The sequence below is a fragment of the Bacillus infantis genome (assembly GCF_020171945.1).
GTDB lineage: Bacteria > Bacillota > Bacilli > Bacillales > Cytobacillaceae > Bacillus_AB > Bacillus_AB infantis_A.
The window spans coordinates 1-21193 of record NZ_JAIVAP010000030.1 but is presented as its reverse complement, the minus strand read 5'-3'; the positions used below and the strand labels follow the sequence as shown (position 1 = coordinate 21193).

Here is a 21193-nt window from a genome sequence, read left to right as displayed (position 1 = left end):
AATTAGTTCCCAATTGACTCGATCATATCTGAGATTTTCCCAACGATAGCACCTGCGAGTCCGCTTCCCTGTCCACTCATCGCTCCGGCAACTGCAAACATTAATGCTACAACAACTGCTGCCAGTCCAACCCATTCAATTGTTGAAACACCTGCTTCATTTTGAACCTTGCTTTTTGCATTCGCATATAGCCCAATCACACAATTGTTCATTTTTGTTAACATCGTTTTCATTATAAATTCCTCCTAATTTTTAATTATCTATTAAATCCTTAGTACACATTCATCCGGAACGAATAATTTTCGGCATCACCCCTTCCAAGTTTCGGCATTAAGGATACTACGTGGTGAAGAACTGTAACAGACTATTTTCACCGTAAATCATATTCAGCAGCACCAGCCCGATAATCAGCAGCATGATTAATGGAGCAATGATGAATGATGTGATCATTGTAACTTTAGGCGATGCTTTTGCTGCCTTTTCTTTCACCTGCTCCAAGCTGATTTTCCTGATATCCTCCGCCTGGCTTTTTAATGTAGAGGCCATCGGAACTCCCAATCTCGTCGCTTGAATTAATGACTTTATAAAACTTTGAAACTCTTCGTTGTCATTTCTTTCGAGCAGGCCTCCATAGGCTTTTTCCCTCGGAACCCCTAAGTCGATCTCCTGCAGGAATATGGAGAACTCCTCTTTTATTGGGCCTGAAAAATATTTAATGACTTCCTTTAAAGCACTATCCAGATTGGAGCCCGCTTGCAAGCTCACGCTAACGGTATCCAGAAAATCTGGCAGATCACTCCTTAACTGCTGCTGTCGTTTTTTTGCCTTTGAACGGACCAGGAGTATAGGAACGAAGAAGCCAAAGATAGGAAGTGTTACAAACGCTATATTGGATAAAGGAAGCCCTAGTAATACCGCGAACAATCCAGCAATGAACCCTATAATCACACATACAATTTTAAAACCTTGAAAGCGGCCAACTGTCATCTCAAATGGATTGCCTGCTTTCCTAAGGAGTGTTTGAATTTCAGCTGATTCGCTTAATAAGTTCACTCTCTCACCAATAGTAGAAAAATCGTCAGCATATCTCGCTAAGAAAGTGATAATTTTTTCGGATCCACTCGTCTTCTTGGAAACGTCGAACGCAGAGGAAGCGGCAATTTCATCAATATGAAGCTTTAAAACTTCCTTTCTTTTGGCAAACTGGTAAAGGTTAATTAATCCGAGGACTAGCGTCAGCCAACAAAGTATAACAGTAATCAAAATGATGGAATCCATAGCTACACCTTGATATTGGTAACAGCTCTTACCAGAATAAGAGCTACTGCCATCCCGATTATAAATATTGTCATTAAAATAGCTCCTGGAACTGTAAATATAAGGTCGATAAATCCATCCATAATATTATTCAGCATGAATAATAAAAAAATAGGCATCGCAGGCAGAATATATGAGACAAAACGCTGCTCTGCTGTTGCTGTTTTTATGGTTTGCCGCAAAATTTTCCGTTCCTCAAGTGTTTGCGCCATTTCATAAAGTACTTTTGTTAAGTTTCCTCCCGATCTTTTTTGGATCATCAATGCGGAAATAAAAAGCTTATATTCTCTCGTTTTAATTCTTTTTTCCATCTCGGCTAGAGCACGTTCAAAATCCAGTCCAAGCCTGATATTTTGCGTTAACACTTTAAATTCCTCTCTTGCGGGGGAATTTATTTCTGAGGCAACAACTTCCAGCCCCTGAGTAATGGTCATTCCTGATTTTGTAGCATTTCCAAGCAGTCTGCATGCCTCTGATAACTGATTATTTAATTGCTCTGTGTACTTATTTTTTCTGATAAAGAATATGAACCAGTATGCTGCAAATACCCCTATGGCAGATATTCCAGCACTAATGATTAACGGTATGTTAAAAAAGCCAAATAATAAAATTGACATCAGGAACCCGATAAATATGAGGATTGCATAAAACTCGGAAGGCAAAATAGGGATATTAGCCTGAACCAGCTTCTTTTTCAAATCCATTGCATAATCTGTTTGATCGAAGCGGTCTCCAACTTTTGCTATAAAACTGCTTCGCTGTTTTTCTGTTTTAAAAAGTTCTTCGTATTTCTTTTGAATTTCCTTCTTCTCTTTCCTGTACCCAAGGTAGTTGTACATCCCCCAAATAAACAGCAGCACAGCTGCCCCGAATAAGACGGCACTTTCCATCAGGCTCACCTCCTATGCGGTAAATAGTGTATCTGGAATATCAATTCCAAAGACCTTTATTCTTTCCAGGCACTTTGGCAGATGTCCTGTAGGGGTAAAATACCCGTCCACCTGGCCATTGCCCTTCAGTCCATTCCTTTTAAAAGTAAAGATTTCATTTATTGTGATTTCACCGTTCTCATTGCGGTAAATTTCGCAGATAGAGGTGATCTTTCTTGTGCCGTCCGTCAGCCTGGAGCTTTGGACTATAATATCAAGGGCACCGACGATATATTCACGGATGATGCTTGAAGGAAGATCCATTCCTGCCATAATAACCATCCCCTCTACACGCCTAAGGGCATCAAATGGGGTATTGGCATGAACTGTAGTAATAGAGCCTTCATGTCCTGTATTCATAGCCTGCAGCATATCAAATGCTTCAGCTCCACGGACCTCACCGACAATAATTCGATCCGGTCTCATCCTCAGAGAGTTTTTCACTAGGTGACGAATAGTGATTTCTCCTTCGCCTTCCATGTTTTCCGGCCTTGCTTCCATTCCTACAACATTGGGCTTATCCAACCGAAGTTCAGCTGAATCCTCAATAGTGATGACCCTTTCCTTAGCGGGTATGGAATTTCCAAGTACATTCAGCAGTGTTGTCTTCCCGCTTCCTGTTCCGCCCGAAATCAGTACATTGAGCTTAGACTTTACGATGGCATCCAAGAATACTGACATGTCATCATTCAAAGTTTCAAAGTTTAAGAGATCTGACATTTTGAACGGGTCTTTCCGGAATTTACGTATAGAAACAAGAGGCCCATTCAAGCTGATTGGGGGAATGACTGCATTCACACGGCTCCCATCCGGAAGCCTTGCATCGACCATTGGCGAGCTGTCATCAATTCTTCTGCCCAGCGGAGCGACGATCCGGTCAATCACATGGCGGACATGACTGTCGTCCCGGAACGAAATGGGTGCAGGCTGCAGCTTGCCGAGCTTCTCAATATATATTTCTTTCGGTCCGTTAATAAGTATCTCTGTAATGGTAGCATCATTCAGAAGAGGCTCTAAGGGACCATATCCTATAGATTCGTCAATGATTCTCGTGAGCAGCAATTCCTTGTCATGCCTAGGAAGGATAATTTTTTCCTCACTCATATATTGGCTGATTAGCTGTTCAATTCTCAGCCTCATTTCTCCCTGCGGCAAATTCGTAAGAACCTCGAGATTAGCCTCCTTCAATATCCTTGTCTTATAATGGTCTACCAGTTCAGAGATATAATGATTTTCCAATAGTGTTCTGGAAGATGATCGGCTTGCCTTTTTTTCTGTTTTTTTTTCAAATAGTGACACAGCTCATCAACCCTTTTACTCTAAAATTTGGCTTACCCATTTTTTAATGGATTTAGTGAACGGGATAAGTTTCTTTTCTGTGGCTTCTTTCCTGAATGGCTCGCTTTTATTGATATGGGCCTGAACCCCTTTGATATCCCGAGGAATTTTATAAGCTACCGGATATTGGATGACACTTTTAAGATCAGCGGGATTAATTTCATTCTCACGTCCGACTTCATTAAGAAGAAGTTCCATTCTGCCTTCTGTTTCAATTCCGAGCCTCAAAAATAACCCTTCTACCTGCTTCAGCATGCTTATTGATGGCGTATCCAGATTAAGAGTATAGTAAATTTTATCTGACTCCTCTAAAGCGGAATAAGTATGCTCATTCATGGCTGCAGGCAAATCCACAAGCACAAAATCATAACTTCTCCTGCAAGTCCGCAATAAACGGGAAACAAAGCCTTCCGGCAGATTTTCCGCAACTTCGGCATCACGCGGGCTCAGCAGAATTTCCAATTTGGAATACCTCTCCTTCTCCGACACATTTCGGATATGGCTTTCATTTAGTTCCTCGATTACAGGGAGCAGATCAGCCAAAGACCTGTTTGATTCAATAGATAGGTAAGTTTCGACTCCGCCGAACTGGAGATTCAAATCAATCAAGATGACTTGGGCAGTAGATTCCAGCTTTAATGTTTGAGCAAATGCGCTGGATATAATCGTTCTGCCGCTTCCTCCTTTTCCGCTGTAAAAAGAGAAGATTCTTCCCCTCCCCCTCTTAAACGACTGGCTTGCTGAAGCGGTCTCCGATAGCTGCTGCTTTCTTTGCACAGCCATCTGTATGATGCTGTCCAATCTTCCATAAAGCATTGTATTTTCATCTGGCAGGACAAAATAGTCCACGACCCCTGCCCTAGTAACATTTCTTAATAAGTCAAAGTCCTGCGAGAAGGCAATGAATACAATCGGAAGCATTGGGCTTGCCGCATGGATATAATCAATGGTATCAACAGTAGCTTCTCCCTCAGACTCAATCAAAAACACCAGGTCAGGCGCCAAGCGGTCCAGTTCAGTCCTGACCTCATTGTGGCTTATCATCTCTACCTGTTTAAAATCTGTAAAAAGACCTCTGATACTTGTGAGTGATTGTTCTTCATCGCTTACAAGCAGAATTTTAATTTCGTCACCCATGTTCGTCCTCCATTACTATCTGGTTGATTGGCCTTTAACTTCCCGTGCCATTGGTTTTCTGCTGCTCTTCCTGTTTTTTCTTGTCTTCCTGCTTCTTTTTTTCTGCAGCAGCTTTTTGTTCTGCAGCTTTCTTATCTGCAGCTGCCTTCTGCTCTGCTGCTTTCTTATCTGCAGCGGCTTTCTTATCTGCAGCAGCTTTCTGCTCTGCTGACTTCTGTTCTGAAGCCTGGGCTTCGTTTGCCTCAGCAGCTTCTCCTTCTGCCGGTTCATCTTTGCCCACATTGGCTTTTAGTATTCTCATGCTATCTGCGTAATTTTGCATGTGTATGACTTGCGGAGCATCTTCATCCGCAATCTCTACAACAATTCCTTTAAACTTTTTATTGCTTTGAAGCACCGCTGCTACTGGAACATCCTTCATAAATGTCTCTGTTACAGGCTTGTCATTAAATTTGTGCGATACGATAATGTCAACCCTATCTAAAGCTTCCAGCTGCTGATCGAAATTGACTTTATCTGACTGCGGAATCATCACAAGCCTATTATTCTCGTCTTTGACATTAGATACAGGCTTAATCATCGTTTTAGTAATAACATCCTCTGCAGCTAACGGTACAACTAGTACCTTGTTAATTAGTTCTTCAACATTGGTTACATGGGAGTTATTTACATACCTCTTAGGAATTTCAACAGTTTTCACCTGTTCCCTCTCAATAAGGGTCCGGGAAGGTATATCACTGGCAGCTACATAAACCTCTGTCATCCCTCCTAGCTCCGAATTCAGCTCGCTGACTTTCTTTAATACGAAAAATCCCGCTGCTGCTGCTAATAAAACTGATACAAGAATAAATATGATAGCTCTCCTCTTCGACTCCAACATCCTGCGGCTTCTCTCCTATAGGTAATTTTTATTTTTACAAGAAAATCTTTCCTTCAATTTCACTACTATTTACCTTGTTTAAACCGTTCCAAAACAAGTGAACTTCAAAATTTTTCTTTTTATATACTATATATTAACTATCACGCGTTCACATTTCCGTCAAACAAGCATTCAGTTTTGTCGAATTTTGTCTGTAATTTTCTGCCTAGCATCCCTTTAAATCAAGATTTTTTTCCGAGACAAAAGTTGGGCAAGCAAGCAGGTGAAGAGTTATATTACCGCCTTTATATTGGAATATTTTAGGTTGTTTATTTTACAAATGTTAAAATTTCTGGGTCTTTGGAATTGTTTTTTAGGGAAATGTATCTAGAACCCGCTTGGGCAGCGTTTTGCCAGTTTAACTTTTAATTTTTTTGCTTTCTAAAGAGTAATTTTTCACTAAATGTAATTGTTTAACTCATTAAGAATATTTCCTGGTCTGCCAAAAGTCTGTGTTTTTCCATAATTTATTTTTCGGTTTAAAGTGCTGCCGTCTTCTTTTCTTAGTTAAAAAGGAGCACTTTCCAAATAAAAACAAAAAGGCTCCCGGCTACGGGAACCTTTTTCACCCCGAGTTTCTTCTATTAATATAGAATCAATCTCGAAGTAAGAATATATGATTTAAAGTTATTATGTTTCATGATGACTAAGGCAGATGCTGAAGTGTCCTGCCGATTCTTTTTCAGTCTTTATCTGCTGCTTGATGCTGCCTTATCTACTGCTTAGGACATAAACTGACTCCCCGTCTTATACAAGGTGACAGACTGGCGTATTCCTTTTTCGACATAGACTAAAAGCATTTTGAGGAAGGCCCTCAGCCAGCTTATAAATTTCTGGTGGCGCTTTTGCTACAGTCTGCCGGATAGGCAGTTTGCCTGAATATTCTGCTACATCGGAGCCGGCCTCCAAAGCCTTTCAAAACCAGCCATATTAAACTGATCATCAAGGGTGAATTTGTAAATATCCGGTTTGTTTGTTCTTTGATGAAAATCAAAATTAAATGTCTCATCAAAATTATTCAGCATGCAGGTCATGATGTGTCCATGGATGCCGATAGCAATTTTTCTGCCGCGATATTTAGAAACAGCTTCTCTTAGCGCACATATCCCCCGTTCCTGGATTTCCAGGTTTGATTCTCCGCCTGGATACTTAAAGCCAGGGTTATCATACACATATTTCAATGCTTCCAGCGGCATTTCAAAATGATGGCTCCTCGATGCCAAATCCCCTTCCCGGAAACGCGGGTCCGTTTCCACTTTTATGCCTAAGTTCCTTGCCAGTCCTTCCACTGTTTGAATTGCTCTCACGTAAGAGCTTGAGAGAATATGCTGAATTCCCTCTGCTGCCAATAGATCAGCTACCCTGCGGGCGTCAGACCAGCCACGCTCAGATAATCCTCTTGTTTCTTCATGCGCCAGCGAAAACTCAGAATGAGCATGTCTTATAAAATAGATCTTAGTATTCATATTCATTCACCATTTTTCCCCTTTTTAATTTCAGTATAAATGACAGATAGGGCCTCAACCAATAAAAAAAGCCCGTCTCCCAGACGGACTCCAGCACTATTCATTCTTAATAAAACTTTCCAGCTCATTTGTTCTTTCTCCATCCAGCATATAAGCAACGCCTTCGCTCTCTCCGGCTGCTCCATTTAGCGCAATGTTCAAGTCATTCAGAAGCTTCCTCACATAGGTATGTGCTTGAAACAGCCTTTCACTCGGCTCCTTGAACTGATCCTTATACTTGAATGGATTCTCGTTTTCAAGGCCTAAGTGAGCATATCTATTTTGATGCTCCTCATAGACGATTGCTGCTGCATCCCTCAGATTCTTCAAGTCTTTTTCAATAGCTATTCCCTCTGCTTTATAATGCTTATCCAAAAAATAAGAAATTTGAGATCCGCCTATCCAATAATACAATGCTGGGTCATCACTGAAATGTTCCGGTGCTCCGTTCTTATATATTTCATCCAGTTCTGCAATAAATTCCTGGACATTTTGAGAATCCAGTTCAGTCAGCCCTTCTTTATTGGTACGGTCTTCCCACGCCTTTTCATCGACAGCTGCATCACTTGCTGCCACGGCATCATCTGCTGCAGAAGGGGTGCTTTCCTTGTCAGCCTTTACCATTGTATGGCTTTCCCCTGCAGCCCCCGGAGTTTGATCTATTTCACTGTAGATGAAAGCTCCTCCTCCGGCAAAAACCAGGACTGTTGCAGCATACAAAACAAGCTTTTTAACAAAAGGTCTTTTAGCTTTTTTTTTCGCCGGAGATATGCTCATTAAAACGTTCCTCTTTTCATTTTCGGAATAAGAGATATCTCCGTAGGTTTCTTTATCAAGCATTTCTTTCAGGTAAGGAAAGTCTTTTTCGCTCATCGTTCAAACCGTCTCCTTTCCAGCTCTTTTTTTAATAAAAGCTTGCCCCTTCTCAGCCTTGTTTTAATGGTTGATTCATTAAGGCCGATCACTTCGCTGATTTCCTTCAGCTTCAGCTCTTCGTAATAAAAGAGGAACAGGATTTCCCGATACTTGGCAGGAAGGCCCAGTAGAGAGCCTGTGACTAGGCTGCTGGTGCTCTGATCAATCACCTTCACTTCCGGGCTCTTCTCCTTTGACTCTGCCGTCAATTTGCTGAAGGGGAGGATCCTTCTGAAGGCATTGCTTTTCAGCACATCCTTTGAACGGTTCACCGCTATCCGGTAAATCCATGTTCTATAAGAGGAATGCTGCTTGAATGAATCTAAATGATGATAGCAGTTCACAAACACATCCTGGGCAATGTCTTCTGCCAGATTAATGTCCTTCACATAAGTAAAAGCTATCTTTTTCACCATATCCCCATAGGCATCCATAAGATCTGCCAGTATATCTTCCTTGGCCTCTGCATCTTGCTGTGCCGATAAGTGAAGCTCATAATTCAACCTTTAGCACCTCCCCTTTGGAAAAATTCAACCTTTAGACGACAAAGAATGGAAAAGGTTTCAAAAAGTTATGTATCACTTCATGATCAATGGGATTTCACTCTGCCCCTTTATTTGATATCCTAGTACATATGCCAAGAAGGCAGCTTAGGAGTGTTAAAGAACATGAACAAAAAAGATATCGCCCAAATTCGGAAGCAGTTCAAGATCAATAATGATCTGCTGAAAATCTCCGATATTTTTAATGTGTATATCATGAAGGATTCCAGCGACATTTTTCATTATCAGAGCCAGCCTTTTGAAATGCTGGATCAGGAGCAGCAGGAGCTGTTTCTGCACAATTTTAAAAAGATGCTGGCCGGCCAGCTCGATGAGAAGCTTTTCGAATTGAAGTTCCAGCGCGATGCGGACAACAGCAGCCAGCTGATTCTCCATCAAGGGCTGCTCAGCAGTGATGTGGAAGGCTGGGCAGAGCAGATGCTCAAGATTGTGGAAAAGCTGCTTGCAGTACGGCAATATGAAAAAGATATCGTCATCACATTCATACGCGGGGAGTATTACAAGCCGACGAAGCGCCGCAATGATGAAGCAGAGGAAAGCGAACGGGATACCGTCTATTCCCACCCATTCATTCTCTGCAGCATCAATAACACCCAGGAGCCGAAGAAGGAACTGCTTTTTGACTATGTTGAAAAAGAATTCAGATACCACTTTGTCATGGATCCAATCATCAATCTCAATGCCCCGCTCTCCGGGTTCTTATTTCCATGTTTCACTGACAATGCGGCAGATGTCAACCATGTTCTCTATTCAGCAGGCAAGGTCCACGAGCCTGACCACCTGTTCATAGAGGATGTGCTTAACGGGGAAGAAACGATGACAGCCCAGGATGATAAAATTGTCTTCGAGGAAATCATCAAGGACGTTACAGGAGATCAGCTGAGCACCTCTGCACTCTCCACGGTCTATGAGGAAATCAACCGCATGATAGTGGAAAATGAAGAAGAAGAGCCGCCAAAGCTCGATTCCAAAGACGTAGAACGTGTTCTCAAAATGAGCGGCTTTGAAGATATTGATACCGAAAAGGTTGAGTCATCCTATCAAAAGATCATCGACGACGACAAATACGAAATTAAAGCCAGCAGCGTCCTGCCAAAATTTACGTCTAAGTCCATAAAAATCAGCACCAAAGTCGCCAACATCTCCATCAGCCCCCCAGACCTGCGCTACGTGAAGCAGATTGTAGTGGATGGGAAACGTTATTTGATGATTGAGGTGGAGGAAGAGACAGTGATTGAAGGGTTTACGATGATTCCGGAGGCATTTGGCGGGGGAGATGCAGAAGAATAGATCAACAAATTAAAAACCCGGTATCCTTTTGAGAAGGAACCGGGTTTTGTCTGGTAAAAAGAAGACCCCTTCCAATTCAGCAGACTGGCAGGGGTCTTCTTCTTAAGCCTCATGTAAGGGGGTTATGATGATTACATCATGCCGCCCATTCCGCCCATTCCGCCCATATCAGGCATTGCAGGGCCGGCATTTTCTTCCGGCTTGTCAGCAACTACAGCTTCTGTAGTCAGGAACATAGCCGCAACAGATCCAGCGTTTTGAAGGGCTGAACGAGTTACTTTAGTTGGATCGACGATACCAGCTTCGATCATGTTCACCCATTCGCCAGTAGCAGCGTTGAAGCCAGTGCCTACGTCTTCGCGCTTCAGGCGGTCAACAATGACAGAGCCTTCAAGGCCTGCATTGTGGGCGATTGTGCGTACAGGCTCTTCCATTGCGCGAAGCACGATGTTGATACCAGTCGCTTCGTCGCCTTCAGATTGAAGGGAAGCCACTTTATTATATACATTCAGAAGGGCAACGCCGCCTCCGGAAACGATTCCTTCTTCTACTGCAGCACGAGTAGAGTTCAGGGCGTCTTCGATGCGAAGCTTGCGCTCTTTCAGTTCAGTTTCAGTTGCAGCTCCAACCTTGACAACTGCTACACCGCCAGCCAATTTAGCCAGGCGCTCCTGCAGCTTTTCACGGTCGAATTCGGAAGTTGTTTCTTCCAGCTGGGCGCGGATTTGGTTCACGCGGCCTGCGATTTGAGCGCTGTCCCCAGAGCCTTCAACGATTGTTGTGTTTTCTTTGGAAACAACCACTTTAGAAGCGCGTCCTAAAGAATCGATTGTCGCAGATTTAAGATCGCGTCCAAGCTCTTCAGTGATCACTTCACCGCCAGTAAGGATGGCGATATCTTCAAGCATAGCTTTGCGGCGGTCGCCGAAGCCAGGTGCTTTAACAGCAACAGCATTGAATGTGCCGCGAAGTTTGTTCACTACTAGCGTAGCAAGCGCTTCGCCTTCCACATCTTCAGCTACAAGCAATAATGGCTTGCCTTGCTGTACAACCTGCTCAAGAACAGGAAGAATTTCCTGGATGCTTGTGATCTTTTTGTCAGTGATCAGGATATATGGATTTTCAAGAACAGCTTCCATTTTGTCAGAATCAGTTACCATATAAGGAGATGCATATCCGCGGTCGAACTGCATACCTTCTACAACATCCAATTCAGTTGTGAAGCCTTTTGATTCTTCGATTGTGATAACGCCGTCGTTGCCAACGCGCTCCATTGCTTCTGCGATCAGCTGTCCGACTTCATTGTCAGCAGCAGAAATTGAAGCAACCTGTGCAATGGACTCTTTGCCTTCGATTGGCTTTGAAATGGCTTGGAGCTCTTCCACAGCAGCCTTTACCGCTTTTTCAATTCCTTTGCGGATGCCCATTGGGTTAGCGCCTGCTGTTACGTTCTTAAGACCTTCACGGATCATAGCCTGTGCAAGGACAGTTGCAGTTGTTGTACCGTCACCGGCAACATCATTTGTCTTGCTTGCTACTTCAGCTACAAGCTTAGCACCCATGTTTTCGAATGCATCTTCAAGCTCGATTTCTTTTGCGATGGTAACACCGTCATTTGTGATAAGAGGTGAACCGAATTTCTTCTCAAGAACCACGTTGCGTCCTTTAGGTCCAAGAGTAACTTTTACTGCATTTGCAAGGGAATCCACTCCACGCAGCATGGCGCGGCGGGCTTCTTCACTGAACTTAATCTCTTTAGCCATTGTAAAAAAACCTCCTCAAGTATTATGGTGTGTATAATTTCCGGCGTACGGGGGCTATTAGCCTACAATTGCCAGGATATCGTTTTCGCGTAAAATTAAGTATTCTTTGCCTTCGTATTTCACTTCTGTACCGGCATATTTTGAGAAGATAATCGTGTCGCCAGCAGCAACTTCCAGTGCAACACGCTCGCCATTCTCAAGAACGCGCCCTGTACCTGCAGCTACAACTCTGCCTTCCTGAGGCTTCTCTTTAGCTGTGTCTGGCAGTACGATGCCGCTTGCAGTCTTTTCTTCCGTTTCAACAAGCTCGATAATAATACGATCACCTAGTGGCTTTAACAAGTGAAACAACCTCCTCAAATCTTTTATGTAGTTATTTATTAGCACTCTCATCTAATGAGTGCTAACACAATTATTATATTAATGAATCTTCACTTTATTTGCAAGTGGGACGCATAAAAAATTTTGTTAAAAATGGGCTGTTTCTATGTATAGGGCTTGTTAACAGAGTTTCACACGGATGAGCCTAAAATGAAAAAGGAACACTAAAAAAGCCATGTGAAAATGGCCAACCCTTCAAGTATATGGAGGAAGGTCAGATTTTATTCTATGTAATCCTGGCGGCGCCCTCTTATTTGTGATCTATGCTCATTATTAGTAGAATGGTATGTATGGCATGTTTTTAGATAAAGGAGAATAAACTTTTGAAGAATGAATATTGGATAATCCTGATTGTTTATATAGGCATGCAGTTATCGAGCTACCTTGGAGTTCCGCTCTTTGCAGTTATCGGAACTATATCCGGCGGCAGCCCGGCGGAAGTGCAGGCGCTTTCTGTCGCCTACTGGCTTGTTTTCAGCTTTACAGCTGCCCTGATCCTTGTTCTCTTCCTGCTGCGGAAGGAATTTAAATCAAAGGAGACGCTTGACCGAAGTGCTTCGTCCCCGCTTGCTTCCATCGCCTGGGCAATTGCCGGTGTCTTTCTGGCATTGTTTGCACAGTCGCTTGCAGCTAATATCGAAAATCTGATCGGCATTGAAATGGGCTCTGAAAATACCCAGCAGATCATCAGGATCATTGAGACCCTGCCGCTCGTCGTGATTGTCAGCAGCATCATCGGCCCTATTCTTGAAGAAATCGTCTTCCGGAAGGTCATCTTCGGCGCCCTTCATAAAAGGATGAACTTTTTCCTGTCGGCCCTGATCAGCTCAGTGATTTTTGCATTCGCGCATCTTGAGCCTGAGCATGTGCTCCTGTATTCTGCAATGGGCTTCACATTCGCGTTCCTGTATGTGCGGACTAAGCGGATCCTTGTCCCGATTTTTGCGCATGTGTCGATGAATACATTGGTAGTCATCATTCAAATCAATCAGGATAAACTACAAAAGTGGATAGAAGAAATGGAACAAATTCAAAGTTTTATTGGGGGATTTTAAATGAGGCAGTCACCGCTGTTTTCCGGATTCATCTATATATTCCTGGGCGTGCTGTTTACTTACTTCGCGATTCAGAATATAAATGAAACCGGTGAATGGGGATTTTTCACGTATCTGCTCGTGCTTCTGGCAACTTTTGATTTCGGTTCAGGCCTTCGGATGATTGCCTTTCACTATAAAATCAAACAAATTAAAAATAACCAAAAAAAATGAGCCTTATTTCAGGCTCATTTTTTATTTGGTTTCCATTTCCCTTGCCTGCAGCTCTTCGGCCTCCAGTACTTTCTTATATGAAAACCTGGAGATGAAAATGCTCAGTTCATATAAAAGCAGCAGCGGCACTGTTACCATCATATGCGACAGCAGCTCAGGCGGCGTGATGAAGGCCGCGATGACAAGCAGCACAAAATACGCATATTTACGAATGCTTGACAGGAACATCGGTGTGACAATGCCAAGCCTGGTCAGGAACATGATGACAACCGGCAGCTGAAAAAGGATCCCGAAAGGAATCGTCAGCTGGAACAGGAACTGAAAATATTCATTGATCCCAATCACCTGATTGATATCAAGCCTGTCCGCAATCCGGGTCATAAAGTCCACAACAAACGGAAAAAGAATAAAGTATGAAAACGCCACCCCGCCAATGAACAATATCACAGAGACGGGAATATAGCTCAGTGTGACCTTCCGTTCCTTCTCATACAGCCCCGGACTGATGAACGCCCAAAATTGGTAAAGGATGACCGGAGATGTCATGACAAAAGCTATGATAAAAGCAAACTGCATATAGATTTTGACTGGATCGGTCAGGCGGAATGCGTTCATCGTCAGCTCTTTCGCTTCATCGGCGCCCTGCAGATACACAATCAGGGGCTCAGCAAGGAAAAAGCTTAAAATCATCGCGCAGAACAAGAAAACGACTGTCATGACAAGCCGTTTTCTTAATTCGCCTATATGTTCGTAAATTGTCATATCCTTATGACTCATACATATAACATCCTTATGTTACTTAACTTCTTTTTTCTTCTCTTCATCATCGTCATTCATAAGCCCTTTGGTAGCGGATTTGAATTCACGGAGGGTATTGCCGGCAGCTTTTCCAAGCTCAGGCAGCTTCTTCGGTCCAAAAATCAGCAAAGCGACAAAAACAATAAGCAAGAGGCTTCCCATTCCTAAATTCATCATTGCGCCTCACCTCCCTTTATCTATCATATTGATGATACCACTAACGCCTGTATAATTCTATCCGAAATGCTAACTTTGCTATAATTGTCACATTCCGGTACCTTACTCTTCTGCTTCCGCTTCCTGGAGGACTTCCATTGGATAATGCTTCAGGAAATAGACCAGCGACTGCAGCTCTACAGCCAGGTCGATATGATGTACCCGTATGGCAGAAGGAACAGTGAGCCTTGCCGGTGTAAAGTTGAGGATGCCCTTGATGCTTCCTTTTACAAGCCTGTCCGTTATGGCTTGTGCAACCGGCGCCGGCACAGTCAGAATAGCGACTTTAATGCCGTGCTCTTCAGATATTCTTTCCAAATCATCCATATGGAAAACAGGCACCCCGCCAATATCTGTGCCTACTTTTCCGGCATCCACATCAAATGCCGCTTCTATCTTTGTATTATTATTCTTCAGGAAGTTATAGTTCAAAAAAGCGGTCCCGAGGTTGCCTACCCCGATGAGGGCAACCTTTGTCACTTCATCCTGGTCCAGCGTCTTGCGGAAAAAAGACAATAGATAGTTGACATTATAGCCATAGCCTTTTTTCCCAAGCGCACCAAAGTAAGAAAAATCCCTTCTGATTGTAGCAGAATCCACCTTCACAGCTTCACTGAGCTCCGCCGAGGATACTCTTTGCTTGCCTGAAGAGTGGAGATTTTTTAAAAAACGATAATACAGCGGCAGTCTCTTGGCCGTTGCCTGCGGTATTTTAATGGCTTCATTTGACATAGCTTTTCCCCCCACCCTGCTGATTTCTATTGTATTTGTCTGCTATTCTTTTTTGAAGTCCCCATTTTTTCCGCCTGTCTTTTCAACAAGATAGGTCTGGCCGATAACCATTCCCTTATCGAGAGCCTTGCACATATCATAGACTGTAAGCGCACAGGCACTGGCAGCTGTCAGCGCTTCCATTTCTACTCCGGTAGACCCTTTTGTCCTCACCTGGGCAGAAATATTAAGCCGGTAATCTTCTTCTGTTTGTTCCCATCCAAAAGAAATATCGATGCCGGTCAGCGGAATGGGATGGCACATAGGAATGATTTCCCACGTCTTTTTGGCGGCCATGATGCCAGCTACCTGGGCAACTGCCAAAACATCGCCTTTTTTCATGCTGTTGCCGGTTATTTTTTCGTATATTTCACTGTTAACCGTTATACTTGAATGAGCGGATGCAGTCCGGACACTTTCAGGCTTGCTGCTGACATCCACCATGCGGGCTCTGCCCTCTTCGTTAAAATGTGTGAATTCTGACATTCATAAACACCTCTCTAAAGAATCATACACTATTTTAAATGGGTATGTAAGCTATATTGTATGATGTTTCACAAATTTCATCTTATTGCTGTGAGAGAATGAATGCGATACACTAACCTTTAGAATACAGAGGTGAGAACAATGATTTTACTTCAAGTAAATCAGCTGTCAAAGTACTTTGGAGCTGACTTGATTTTATCCAATATAAAGCTTGAGGTGCAAACGCGTGACCGGATTGCCCTGGTAGGCAGGAACGGCGCGGGCAAATCAACGCTTTTGAAAATAATAGCAGGGCATATGTCCCATGATTCAGGCGAAATCATCAAACCGAAAGGCGTTACAATCGGTTACCTTGCACAGAATACAGGGCTAGAATCCGCCCTTTCCATATGGGATGAAATGCTTTCGGTCTTCAAGGACCTGAGGGAGATGGAAGCTGAGCTCCGCCGGCTGGAAGAAAAAATGGCAGACCCCGGCGCATTCAATGAGCCTGGTTCCTACGAGAAGATTCTTAAGGAATATGATCTGCTGCAGGTACAGTTCAAGGAACAGGGAGGCTATCAGTATGAGGCCGATATCCGCTCCATCCTGCACGGACTGAATTTCCATTCCTTTAGTTATGAGACAAGCATATCTGTCCTGAGCGGAGGGCAAAAAACAAGGCTGGCTTTGGCCAAATTGCTGCTGACCAAGCCTGATATCCTGATCCTGGACGAGCCCACCAACCACCTGGATATCGCAACCCTATCCTGGCTGGAGCAATATCTGCAGGGCTATGAGGGAGCCATTCTAATCGTTTCCCATGACCGGTACTTCCTTGATAAGGTCGTCACACAGGTATACGAAATAACCCGCCAGCAGATTTCTAAGTTCCCGGGCAATTACAGCTATTATTTGGAGAAAAAGGCCGAGAACTATGAAAGGGATTTGCGCCAGTATGAGAAGCAGCAGGAGGAAGTGGCCAAGCTGCAGGACTTTATCCAGCGCAATCTGGCACGCGCCTCAACAACCAAGCGGGCACAGAGCCGCCGGAAGAAGCTTGAAAGGATGGAGCTGATGGACAGGCCGCTCGGCGATGAGAAATCAGCTGCGTTCAGCTTTGATATTTTAAAGCAGACCGGCAACGATGTGTTAAAGGTCAACTCCCTTGAGGTCGGTTACAGCGGAAAAAAGGTCTCTGAGAATATTTCTTTCCGCATGTCCCGCGGTGACAGCGTCGCACTTGTGGGCCCCAATGGTGTAGGCAAGTCGACCCTGCTGAAGACCATCATTAAAAAACTGCCGGCGATCGGCGGCGGGATTGATTACGGGTCAAATGTAGAGATTGGCTATTATGACCAGGAGCAGGCTGAGCTGAAATCCAATAAGCGTGTCCTGAATGAATTATGGGATGACTATCCGCTTCATAATGAAAAAGAAATCCGCACAGTCCTGGGCAATTTCCTTTTCTCTGGCGATGATGTCTTAAAGCCTGTATCCGCTCTGAGCGGAGGGGAAAAAGCGCGTCTCGCCCTTGCGAAGCTGATGATGCAGAAAGCCAACTTCCTGATCCTTGATGAGCCGACAAACCATCTGGATCTCGACAGCAAGGAAATACTTGAGAACGCCCTGATAGATTATCCGGGCACGATTTTATTCGTATCCCATGACCGCTATTTTATCAACCGGATTGCATCAAAAGTGCTGGAGCTGGAAAACAGCGGAGCAACGGAGTTCCTCGGGGATTACGACTATTATGTGGATAAAAAGCAGGAACAGGCTGAGCTTCTGGCGCTGGAGACAACAAAAGAAGAGAAGGCTGCACCTGTAAAAACAGATAAGCAGTCATATATGCAGGATAAAGAAACAAAGAAGCTTGAAAGGCAGAAGATGCGAAGGCTTGAAGAAATAGAAGCACGGATTGAACAGCTGGAATCATCTATTGAAGATTATGAACAGCAGCTTTGCGAGCCGGAGATCTATCAGGACCACGAAAAAGTTTTAGCCATCACTAAGGATAACAGCGAGGCAAAAGAAGAACTCGAACTGCTAATGGAAGAATGGGCTGAGCTTGCTGAATAGGCTTTCATTTTAATCAACAGAACCAGGCGTCCCCAGCCTGGTTCTTTATTTAGGTTATTCACATTTTTATGCACAGACAGAGTGTATATTTAACTGTACTCCACAGGGTTTTCCACATTATCCACATTTAAAGATGTTTTTATCCACATTACCCACAGTTTCAACAGGTTTCCTAATAGTTATCCACATCTTTATCTGTTAACAATAGATTCAGAAATTTAAATCTGTTGATAACATTACTGGAGGCATAAAAAAGCCGGTTCCCCACCTTTGCTGGGCTATGAACCGGCTTAGATAATATTAGTTATGAAGAGAGAGGTCCAATCCTGGGTTAGCATTAAGTGCAAGGTCTGACCGGATCCCTTTTTCGTATAAAATGGTGCCGGCTGCAGCGATCATGGCTGCATTATCGGTGCAAAGTGAAAGCGGAGGAATCACCAGTTCGGCTTCCAGAAGGCTGAATTCTTGTTCCAGTGCAGCGCGCAGCCCTTTATTGGCAGCCACTCCACCGGCAAGCAGCACTTGTTTTACATCGTATTCCTTGACTGCTTTTAGCGTTTTGGTTACGAGCACATCTATGACACTTTCCTGAAAGCTTGCAGCCAGGTCTTCAGGCGCAATTTTGATGCCTTTCTGCTCCGCATTATGTACGGTATTGATGACAGATGATTTAAGTCCGCTGAAGCTGAAGTCATAAGACCCTTCCTCCAGCCAGGCCCTCGGAAATTGGATGGCCGGGATTCCCTCATGGGCGAGGCGGTCAATATGAGGACCGCCGGGATAAGGCATCCCAAGAATGCGGGCAACTTTATCATAAGCTTCACCTGCCGCATCATCCCGCGTTTCCCCAATTACCTCAAAATGGCCATGCTCTTTCATATATACCAGCTCAGTATGCCCTCCAGATACGACAAGCGATAAAAGCGGGAACTTCATCTCTGTAATCAGACGGTTAGCATAAATATGGCCGGCAATATGATGAACACCGATCAGCGGCTTATTATGGGCAAACGCAAGGGCTTTGGCAGCATTGACTCCGATGAGCAGCGCCCCTACAAGACCTGGTCCTTCCGTTACGGCAACTGCGTCTATTTCCTTCATGGAAATCCCGGCCTGCTGCAGGGCTTCTTCCAGTACAAGCGTCACCTGCTCTACGTGATGGCGGGAAGCAATTTCGGGAACGACGCCTCCAAACCGCTTATGGCTTTCAATCTGCGATGCCACTACATTTGACACAATTTCTGTCCCATTTTTAATGACTGCAACAGCTGTTTCATCACAGCTTGTCTCAATTCCTAGAATTAATGTATCTTTATTCATCTAATTTCACCCACATTACAATCGCATCTTCCTGATTGTCTGTATAATATTTTTTCCTTATGCCGCCGTTTTGGAATCCCAGCTTTCGATACAATGACTGTGCGGCAATATTCGTAACTCTTGCTTCAAGTGTCATGGTGACAGCCCCCAGCTCTTTGGCTGCTTCCATCATTTTCTTCATCAGGGCCTCTCCAAGCTTCCTTCCCCTGTATTCAGGGAGGACAGCTATATTGGTAACATGCGCCTCATCTACAACTATCCAGGCTCCGCAATAACCTATAACAGCATCATCAGCCTCAAGTACAAGATATACCGCAAATTGATTTTTAGTCAGCTCATTGATAAAAGCATCCCTGCTCCACGGGAGTGTAAATGACTTATGCTCAATGACCATCACCTGGTCGATATCTTCCTCTGTCATAAAACGAAATGAATAACCCATGATCTTATTGCCCGGCTTCCGGCTTATTCTTGCTTTCCAGCCATTTTGCTTCTGCCTCTGCCAAACGGATATAGTTTGGAACAAATGTGTGGACATCGGCGCTTTCTTTACCTTTTCCCAACAGTGCCAATTCAGAAGGCCGCGGATTATAATCAGTCATGCCTGCAAATCTTGCCTGGTCTCCAAGCGCATTTGCTATCACTTCTTTATGGAGAGGAACATCATTTCCTGTAAACAGGACAGGCTCATCGTATTGCTTCAGACTTTCTGCCCAATCAGCAGATAATAACAGCTGATCTTCAATAATGTTCACAAGGCTGCCCGCTTCATACCGGTAAAGCCCTGTATACACCTGCCCCCTCCTGGCATCTGTCAAGGGGGATACAAGCCCGTTAAAATAACGTCCTGCAGATGCGGCGGAAACTGCAAGGCTTGAGACACCACTAAGGGGAACCTGCAGGGACCAGGCCAATGTCTTGGCTATCGTAACACCGATCCGGACACCTGTGTAAGACCCAGGCCCTTGTGCAACAACGACTTTTTCTATATCTGCAGCCGTCAAATCACAATCTCTTAACAAGGTTTCAATTGCAGGCATGATCCGGACAGAATGGTTTTTTTTCAAATTCGTTATATACTCGCCTATAACTTTCTCATCATCGATTATGGCTATTCCCAGCACATAATTGGATGTGTCAATCGCTAATACCTTCATCCCAATATCTCCTTACATAATTCCTCATATCTAACGCCATATGGTTTAAGGATAAGCATTCTGCTTCCTGCCTCACCGTGCCGGATATCAATCTGAAGCCTTTTTTCCGGAAGCTGATCTTCAATGAGATGGGCCCACTCGACAACGGTAACACCCTTGCCCTCAAAATATTCATCAAACCCAAGATCCTCAAAGGAATCCTCTACTCGGTACACATCCATATGATAAAGCGGCATACGGCCCATATATTCTTTAATGATGGTAAAAGTGGGGCTGCTTACATTCCGCTTGATGCCCAGTCCCTGGGCAAGGCCTTTTGTAAAAGTCGTCTTCCCTGCACCCAGATCTCCCTCCAGGGTCAATACATCGCCCGGCAAAAGACGTTCTGCAAGCCTTTTTGAAAAATCCATTGTTGTATCCGGGCTGCCGGAAACAAACTCAAACTGCTTCATATTATAGTCACCTTTATCAGTAAAGTAATTGTCGTTTGAAAAACCAATTAAGCACAGGAGCTTATAAATTATATCTTATATAAGTGTACATGATTTTAAGGCATTGGGCAAAAAGACCGGATTCAGCCTTTAACATGCCATTAAGTACATTTTAACTTTTTTGCAATAAAATAAGACCCGGCGGTTTGCCGGGTCTTCATATTTGAGCATAAAAAAAACGAAACTCCGTTCCGTCTGATAAACTTCGAAATTATTAAAATGGCGGTCCCGACGGGAATCGAACCCGCGATCTCCTGCGTGACAGGCAGGCATGTTAACCGCTACACCACGGGACCGTAATAGCAGTTATTATAGCCTTAATCTGCTGTCATCCTTATGTAAATGGATTATTGCGGGGGCAGGATTTGAACCTGCGACCTTCGGGTTATGAGCCCGACGAGCTACCGAACTGCTCCACCCCGCGACGATAAAAGTAAAATTTTCAAACAGCCCGGCAGCGTCCTACTCTCACAGGGGGAGAGCCCCCAACTACCATCGGCGCTGAGAAGCTTAACTTCCGTGTTCGGTATGGGAACGGGTGTGACCTTCTCGCTATCGCCACCAGACT

23 protein-coding genes, 2 tRNA genes and 1 rRNA gene are annotated in these 21193 nt (G+C 44.0%); 4 read left to right on the top strand and 22 right to left on the bottom strand.

The annotated features are described in order from the left end of the window. Positions 1–2: 2 nt before the first annotated feature. The 9 genes from LCM00_RS23635 to LCM00_RS23595 form a co-directional block, all read right to left on the bottom strand. Complete coding sequence (locus LCM00_RS23635; RefSeq protein ID WP_009795824.1) at positions 3–233, bottom strand: hypothetical protein; 231 nt, start codon at positions 231–233, stop codon at positions 3–5. Between the two features lie 106 nt (positions 234–339). Further along, complete coding sequence (locus LCM00_RS23630) at positions 340–1278, bottom strand: type II secretion system F family protein (protein WP_224906607.1); 939 nt, start codon at positions 1276–1278, stop codon at positions 340–342. 2 nt (positions 1279–1280) lie between these two features. Next, positions 1281–2207 (bottom strand): type II secretion system F family protein, encoded by a 927-nt coding sequence (locus tag LCM00_RS23625; RefSeq protein ID WP_224906605.1) that lies wholly within the window; start codon positions 2205–2207, stop codon positions 1281–1283. Between the two features lie 12 nt (positions 2208–2219). Beyond that, positions 2220–3545: a CpaF family protein gene (locus LCM00_RS23620; RefSeq protein WP_404802189.1), complete on the bottom strand. Its 1326-nt coding sequence runs from the start codon at positions 3543–3545 to the stop codon at positions 2220–2222. A 15-nt stretch (positions 3546–3560) separates the two neighbouring features. Then, positions 3561–4721: an AAA family ATPase gene (locus LCM00_RS23615; protein WP_224906601.1), complete on the bottom strand. Its 1161-nt coding sequence runs from the start codon at positions 4719–4721 to the stop codon at positions 3561–3563. A 34-nt stretch (positions 4722–4755) separates the two neighbouring features. Continuing rightward, positions 4756–5601: a Flp pilus assembly protein CpaB gene (cpaB, locus tag LCM00_RS23610; protein ID WP_224906599.1), complete on the bottom strand. Its 846-nt coding sequence runs from the start codon at positions 5599–5601 to the stop codon at positions 4756–4758. 926 nt (positions 5602–6527) lie between these two features. Beyond that, the gene (locus tag LCM00_RS23605) at positions 6528–7106 is read right to left on the bottom strand and encodes a histidine phosphatase family protein (RefSeq protein WP_224906597.1); all 579 of its coding nucleotides are present in this window, start codon (positions 7104–7106) and stop codon (positions 6528–6530) included. 96 nt (positions 7107–7202) lie between these two features. Further along, positions 7203–8018 carry a hypothetical protein gene (locus LCM00_RS23600; RefSeq protein ID WP_224906595.1) on the bottom strand — a complete coding sequence of 272 codons (816 nt, stop codon included), beginning with the start codon at positions 8016–8018 and terminating at the stop codon, positions 7203–7205. Continuing rightward, positions 8015–8563 carry a sigma-70 family RNA polymerase sigma factor gene (locus tag LCM00_RS23595; RefSeq protein ID WP_224906592.1) on the bottom strand — a complete coding sequence of 183 codons (549 nt, stop codon included), beginning with the start codon at positions 8561–8563 and terminating at the stop codon, positions 8015–8017. Before LCM00_RS23595 ends, LCM00_RS23600 begins: the two co-directional genes overlap by 4 nt. Positions 8564–8728: 165 nt before the next feature. Here LCM00_RS23595 and LCM00_RS23590 point away from each other — a divergent pair, with 165 nt between their 5' ends. Further along, complete coding sequence (locus LCM00_RS23590) at positions 8729–9913, top strand: DUF4317 domain-containing protein (RefSeq protein WP_224906590.1); 1185 nt, start codon at positions 8729–8731, stop codon at positions 9911–9913. A 131-nt stretch (positions 9914–10044) separates the two neighbouring features. Here the strand turns inward: LCM00_RS23590 and groL are convergent, their stop codons facing one another. Continuing rightward, positions 10045–11676 carry a chaperonin GroEL gene (groL, locus tag LCM00_RS23585; RefSeq protein WP_129614104.1) on the bottom strand — a complete coding sequence of 544 codons (1632 nt, stop codon included), beginning with the start codon at positions 11674–11676 and terminating at the stop codon, positions 10045–10047. 57 nt (positions 11677–11733) lie between these two features. Beyond that, a complete protein-coding gene (gene groES / locus LCM00_RS23580; RefSeq protein ID WP_129614105.1) occupies positions 11734–12018 on the bottom strand; it encodes a co-chaperone GroES in 285 nt (94 codons plus the stop codon). Positions 12019–12380: 362 nt separating this feature from the next. Here groES and LCM00_RS23575 point away from each other — a divergent pair, with 362 nt between their 5' ends. Further along, positions 12381–13112, top strand: coding sequence for a CPBP family intramembrane glutamic endopeptidase (locus tag LCM00_RS23575; protein WP_224906588.1), 732 nt, complete (start codon positions 12381–12383; stop codon positions 13110–13112). Beyond that, a complete protein-coding gene (locus LCM00_RS23570; RefSeq protein ID WP_009795809.1) occupies positions 13113–13325 on the top strand; it encodes a YdiK family protein in 213 nt (70 codons plus the stop codon). Between the two features lie 21 nt (positions 13326–13346). Here the strand turns inward: LCM00_RS23570 and tatC are convergent, their stop codons facing one another. The 4 genes from tatC to moaC all read right to left on the bottom strand — a co-directional run bounded on the left by tatC (position 13347) and on the right by moaC (position 15596). Further along, entirely contained in the window at positions 13347–14102 is a 756-nt protein-coding gene (tatC, locus tag LCM00_RS23565) for a twin-arginine translocase subunit TatC (RefSeq protein WP_224906585.1), read from the bottom strand. 18 nt (positions 14103–14120) lie between these two features. Beyond that, positions 14121–14300 (bottom strand): twin-arginine translocase TatA/TatE family subunit, encoded by a 180-nt coding sequence (locus LCM00_RS23560; protein WP_129614108.1) that lies wholly within the window; start codon positions 14298–14300, stop codon positions 14121–14123. A 102-nt stretch (positions 14301–14402) separates the two neighbouring features. After that, entirely contained in the window at positions 14403–15071 is a 669-nt protein-coding gene (locus LCM00_RS23555) for a redox-sensing transcriptional repressor Rex (RefSeq protein ID WP_101552859.1), read from the bottom strand. A 42-nt stretch (positions 15072–15113) separates the two neighbouring features. Beyond that, a complete protein-coding gene (gene moaC, locus LCM00_RS23550) occupies positions 15114–15596 on the bottom strand; it encodes a cyclic pyranopterin monophosphate synthase MoaC (RefSeq protein WP_101552857.1) in 483 nt (160 codons plus the stop codon). 141 nt (positions 15597–15737) lie between these two features. On the opposite strand from moaC, the gene LCM00_RS23545 reads away from it, so the two are divergent. Then, entirely contained in the window at positions 15738–17657 is a 1920-nt protein-coding gene (locus LCM00_RS23545; RefSeq protein WP_224906583.1) for an ABC-F family ATP-binding cassette domain-containing protein, read from the top strand. 300 nt (positions 17658–17957) lie between these two features. Here the strand turns inward: LCM00_RS23545 and tsaD are convergent, their stop codons facing one another. The 7 genes from tsaD to rrf all read right to left on the bottom strand — a co-directional run bounded on the left by tsaD (position 17958) and on the right by rrf (position 21191). Then, positions 17958–18977: a tRNA (adenosine(37)-N6)-threonylcarbamoyltransferase complex transferase subunit TsaD gene (tsaD, locus tag LCM00_RS23540; protein WP_224906581.1), complete on the bottom strand. Its 1020-nt coding sequence runs from the start codon at positions 18975–18977 to the stop codon at positions 17958–17960. Beyond that, on the bottom strand, positions 18970–19419 hold the full coding sequence (gene rimI / locus LCM00_RS23535) for a ribosomal protein S18-alanine N-acetyltransferase (protein ID WP_224906579.1): 450 nt from the start codon (positions 19417–19419) through the stop codon (positions 18970–18972). The genes tsaD and rimI overlap by 8 nt, the downstream gene beginning before the upstream one ends. 4 nt (positions 19420–19423) lie before the next feature. Then, complete coding sequence (gene tsaB / locus LCM00_RS23530) at positions 19424–20134, bottom strand: tRNA (adenosine(37)-N6)-threonylcarbamoyltransferase complex dimerization subunit type 1 TsaB (protein ID WP_224906577.1); 711 nt, start codon at positions 20132–20134, stop codon at positions 19424–19426. Continuing rightward, a complete protein-coding gene (gene tsaE / locus LCM00_RS23525; RefSeq protein ID WP_224906574.1) occupies positions 20131–20586 on the bottom strand; it encodes a tRNA (adenosine(37)-N6)-threonylcarbamoyltransferase complex ATPase subunit type 1 TsaE in 456 nt (151 codons plus the stop codon). The genes tsaB and tsaE overlap by 4 nt, the downstream gene beginning before the upstream one ends. Positions 20587–20845: 259 nt before the next feature. Then, a tRNA-Asp gene (locus LCM00_RS23520) sits at positions 20846–20921 on the bottom strand. Positions 20922–20975: 54 nt separating this feature from the next. Next, positions 20976–21049, bottom strand: a tRNA-Met gene (locus LCM00_RS23515). A gap of 25 nt (positions 21050–21074) precedes the next feature. After that, a 5S ribosomal RNA gene (rrf, locus tag LCM00_RS23510) occupies positions 21075–21191 on the bottom strand. Positions 21192–21193 lie beyond the last annotated feature (2 nt).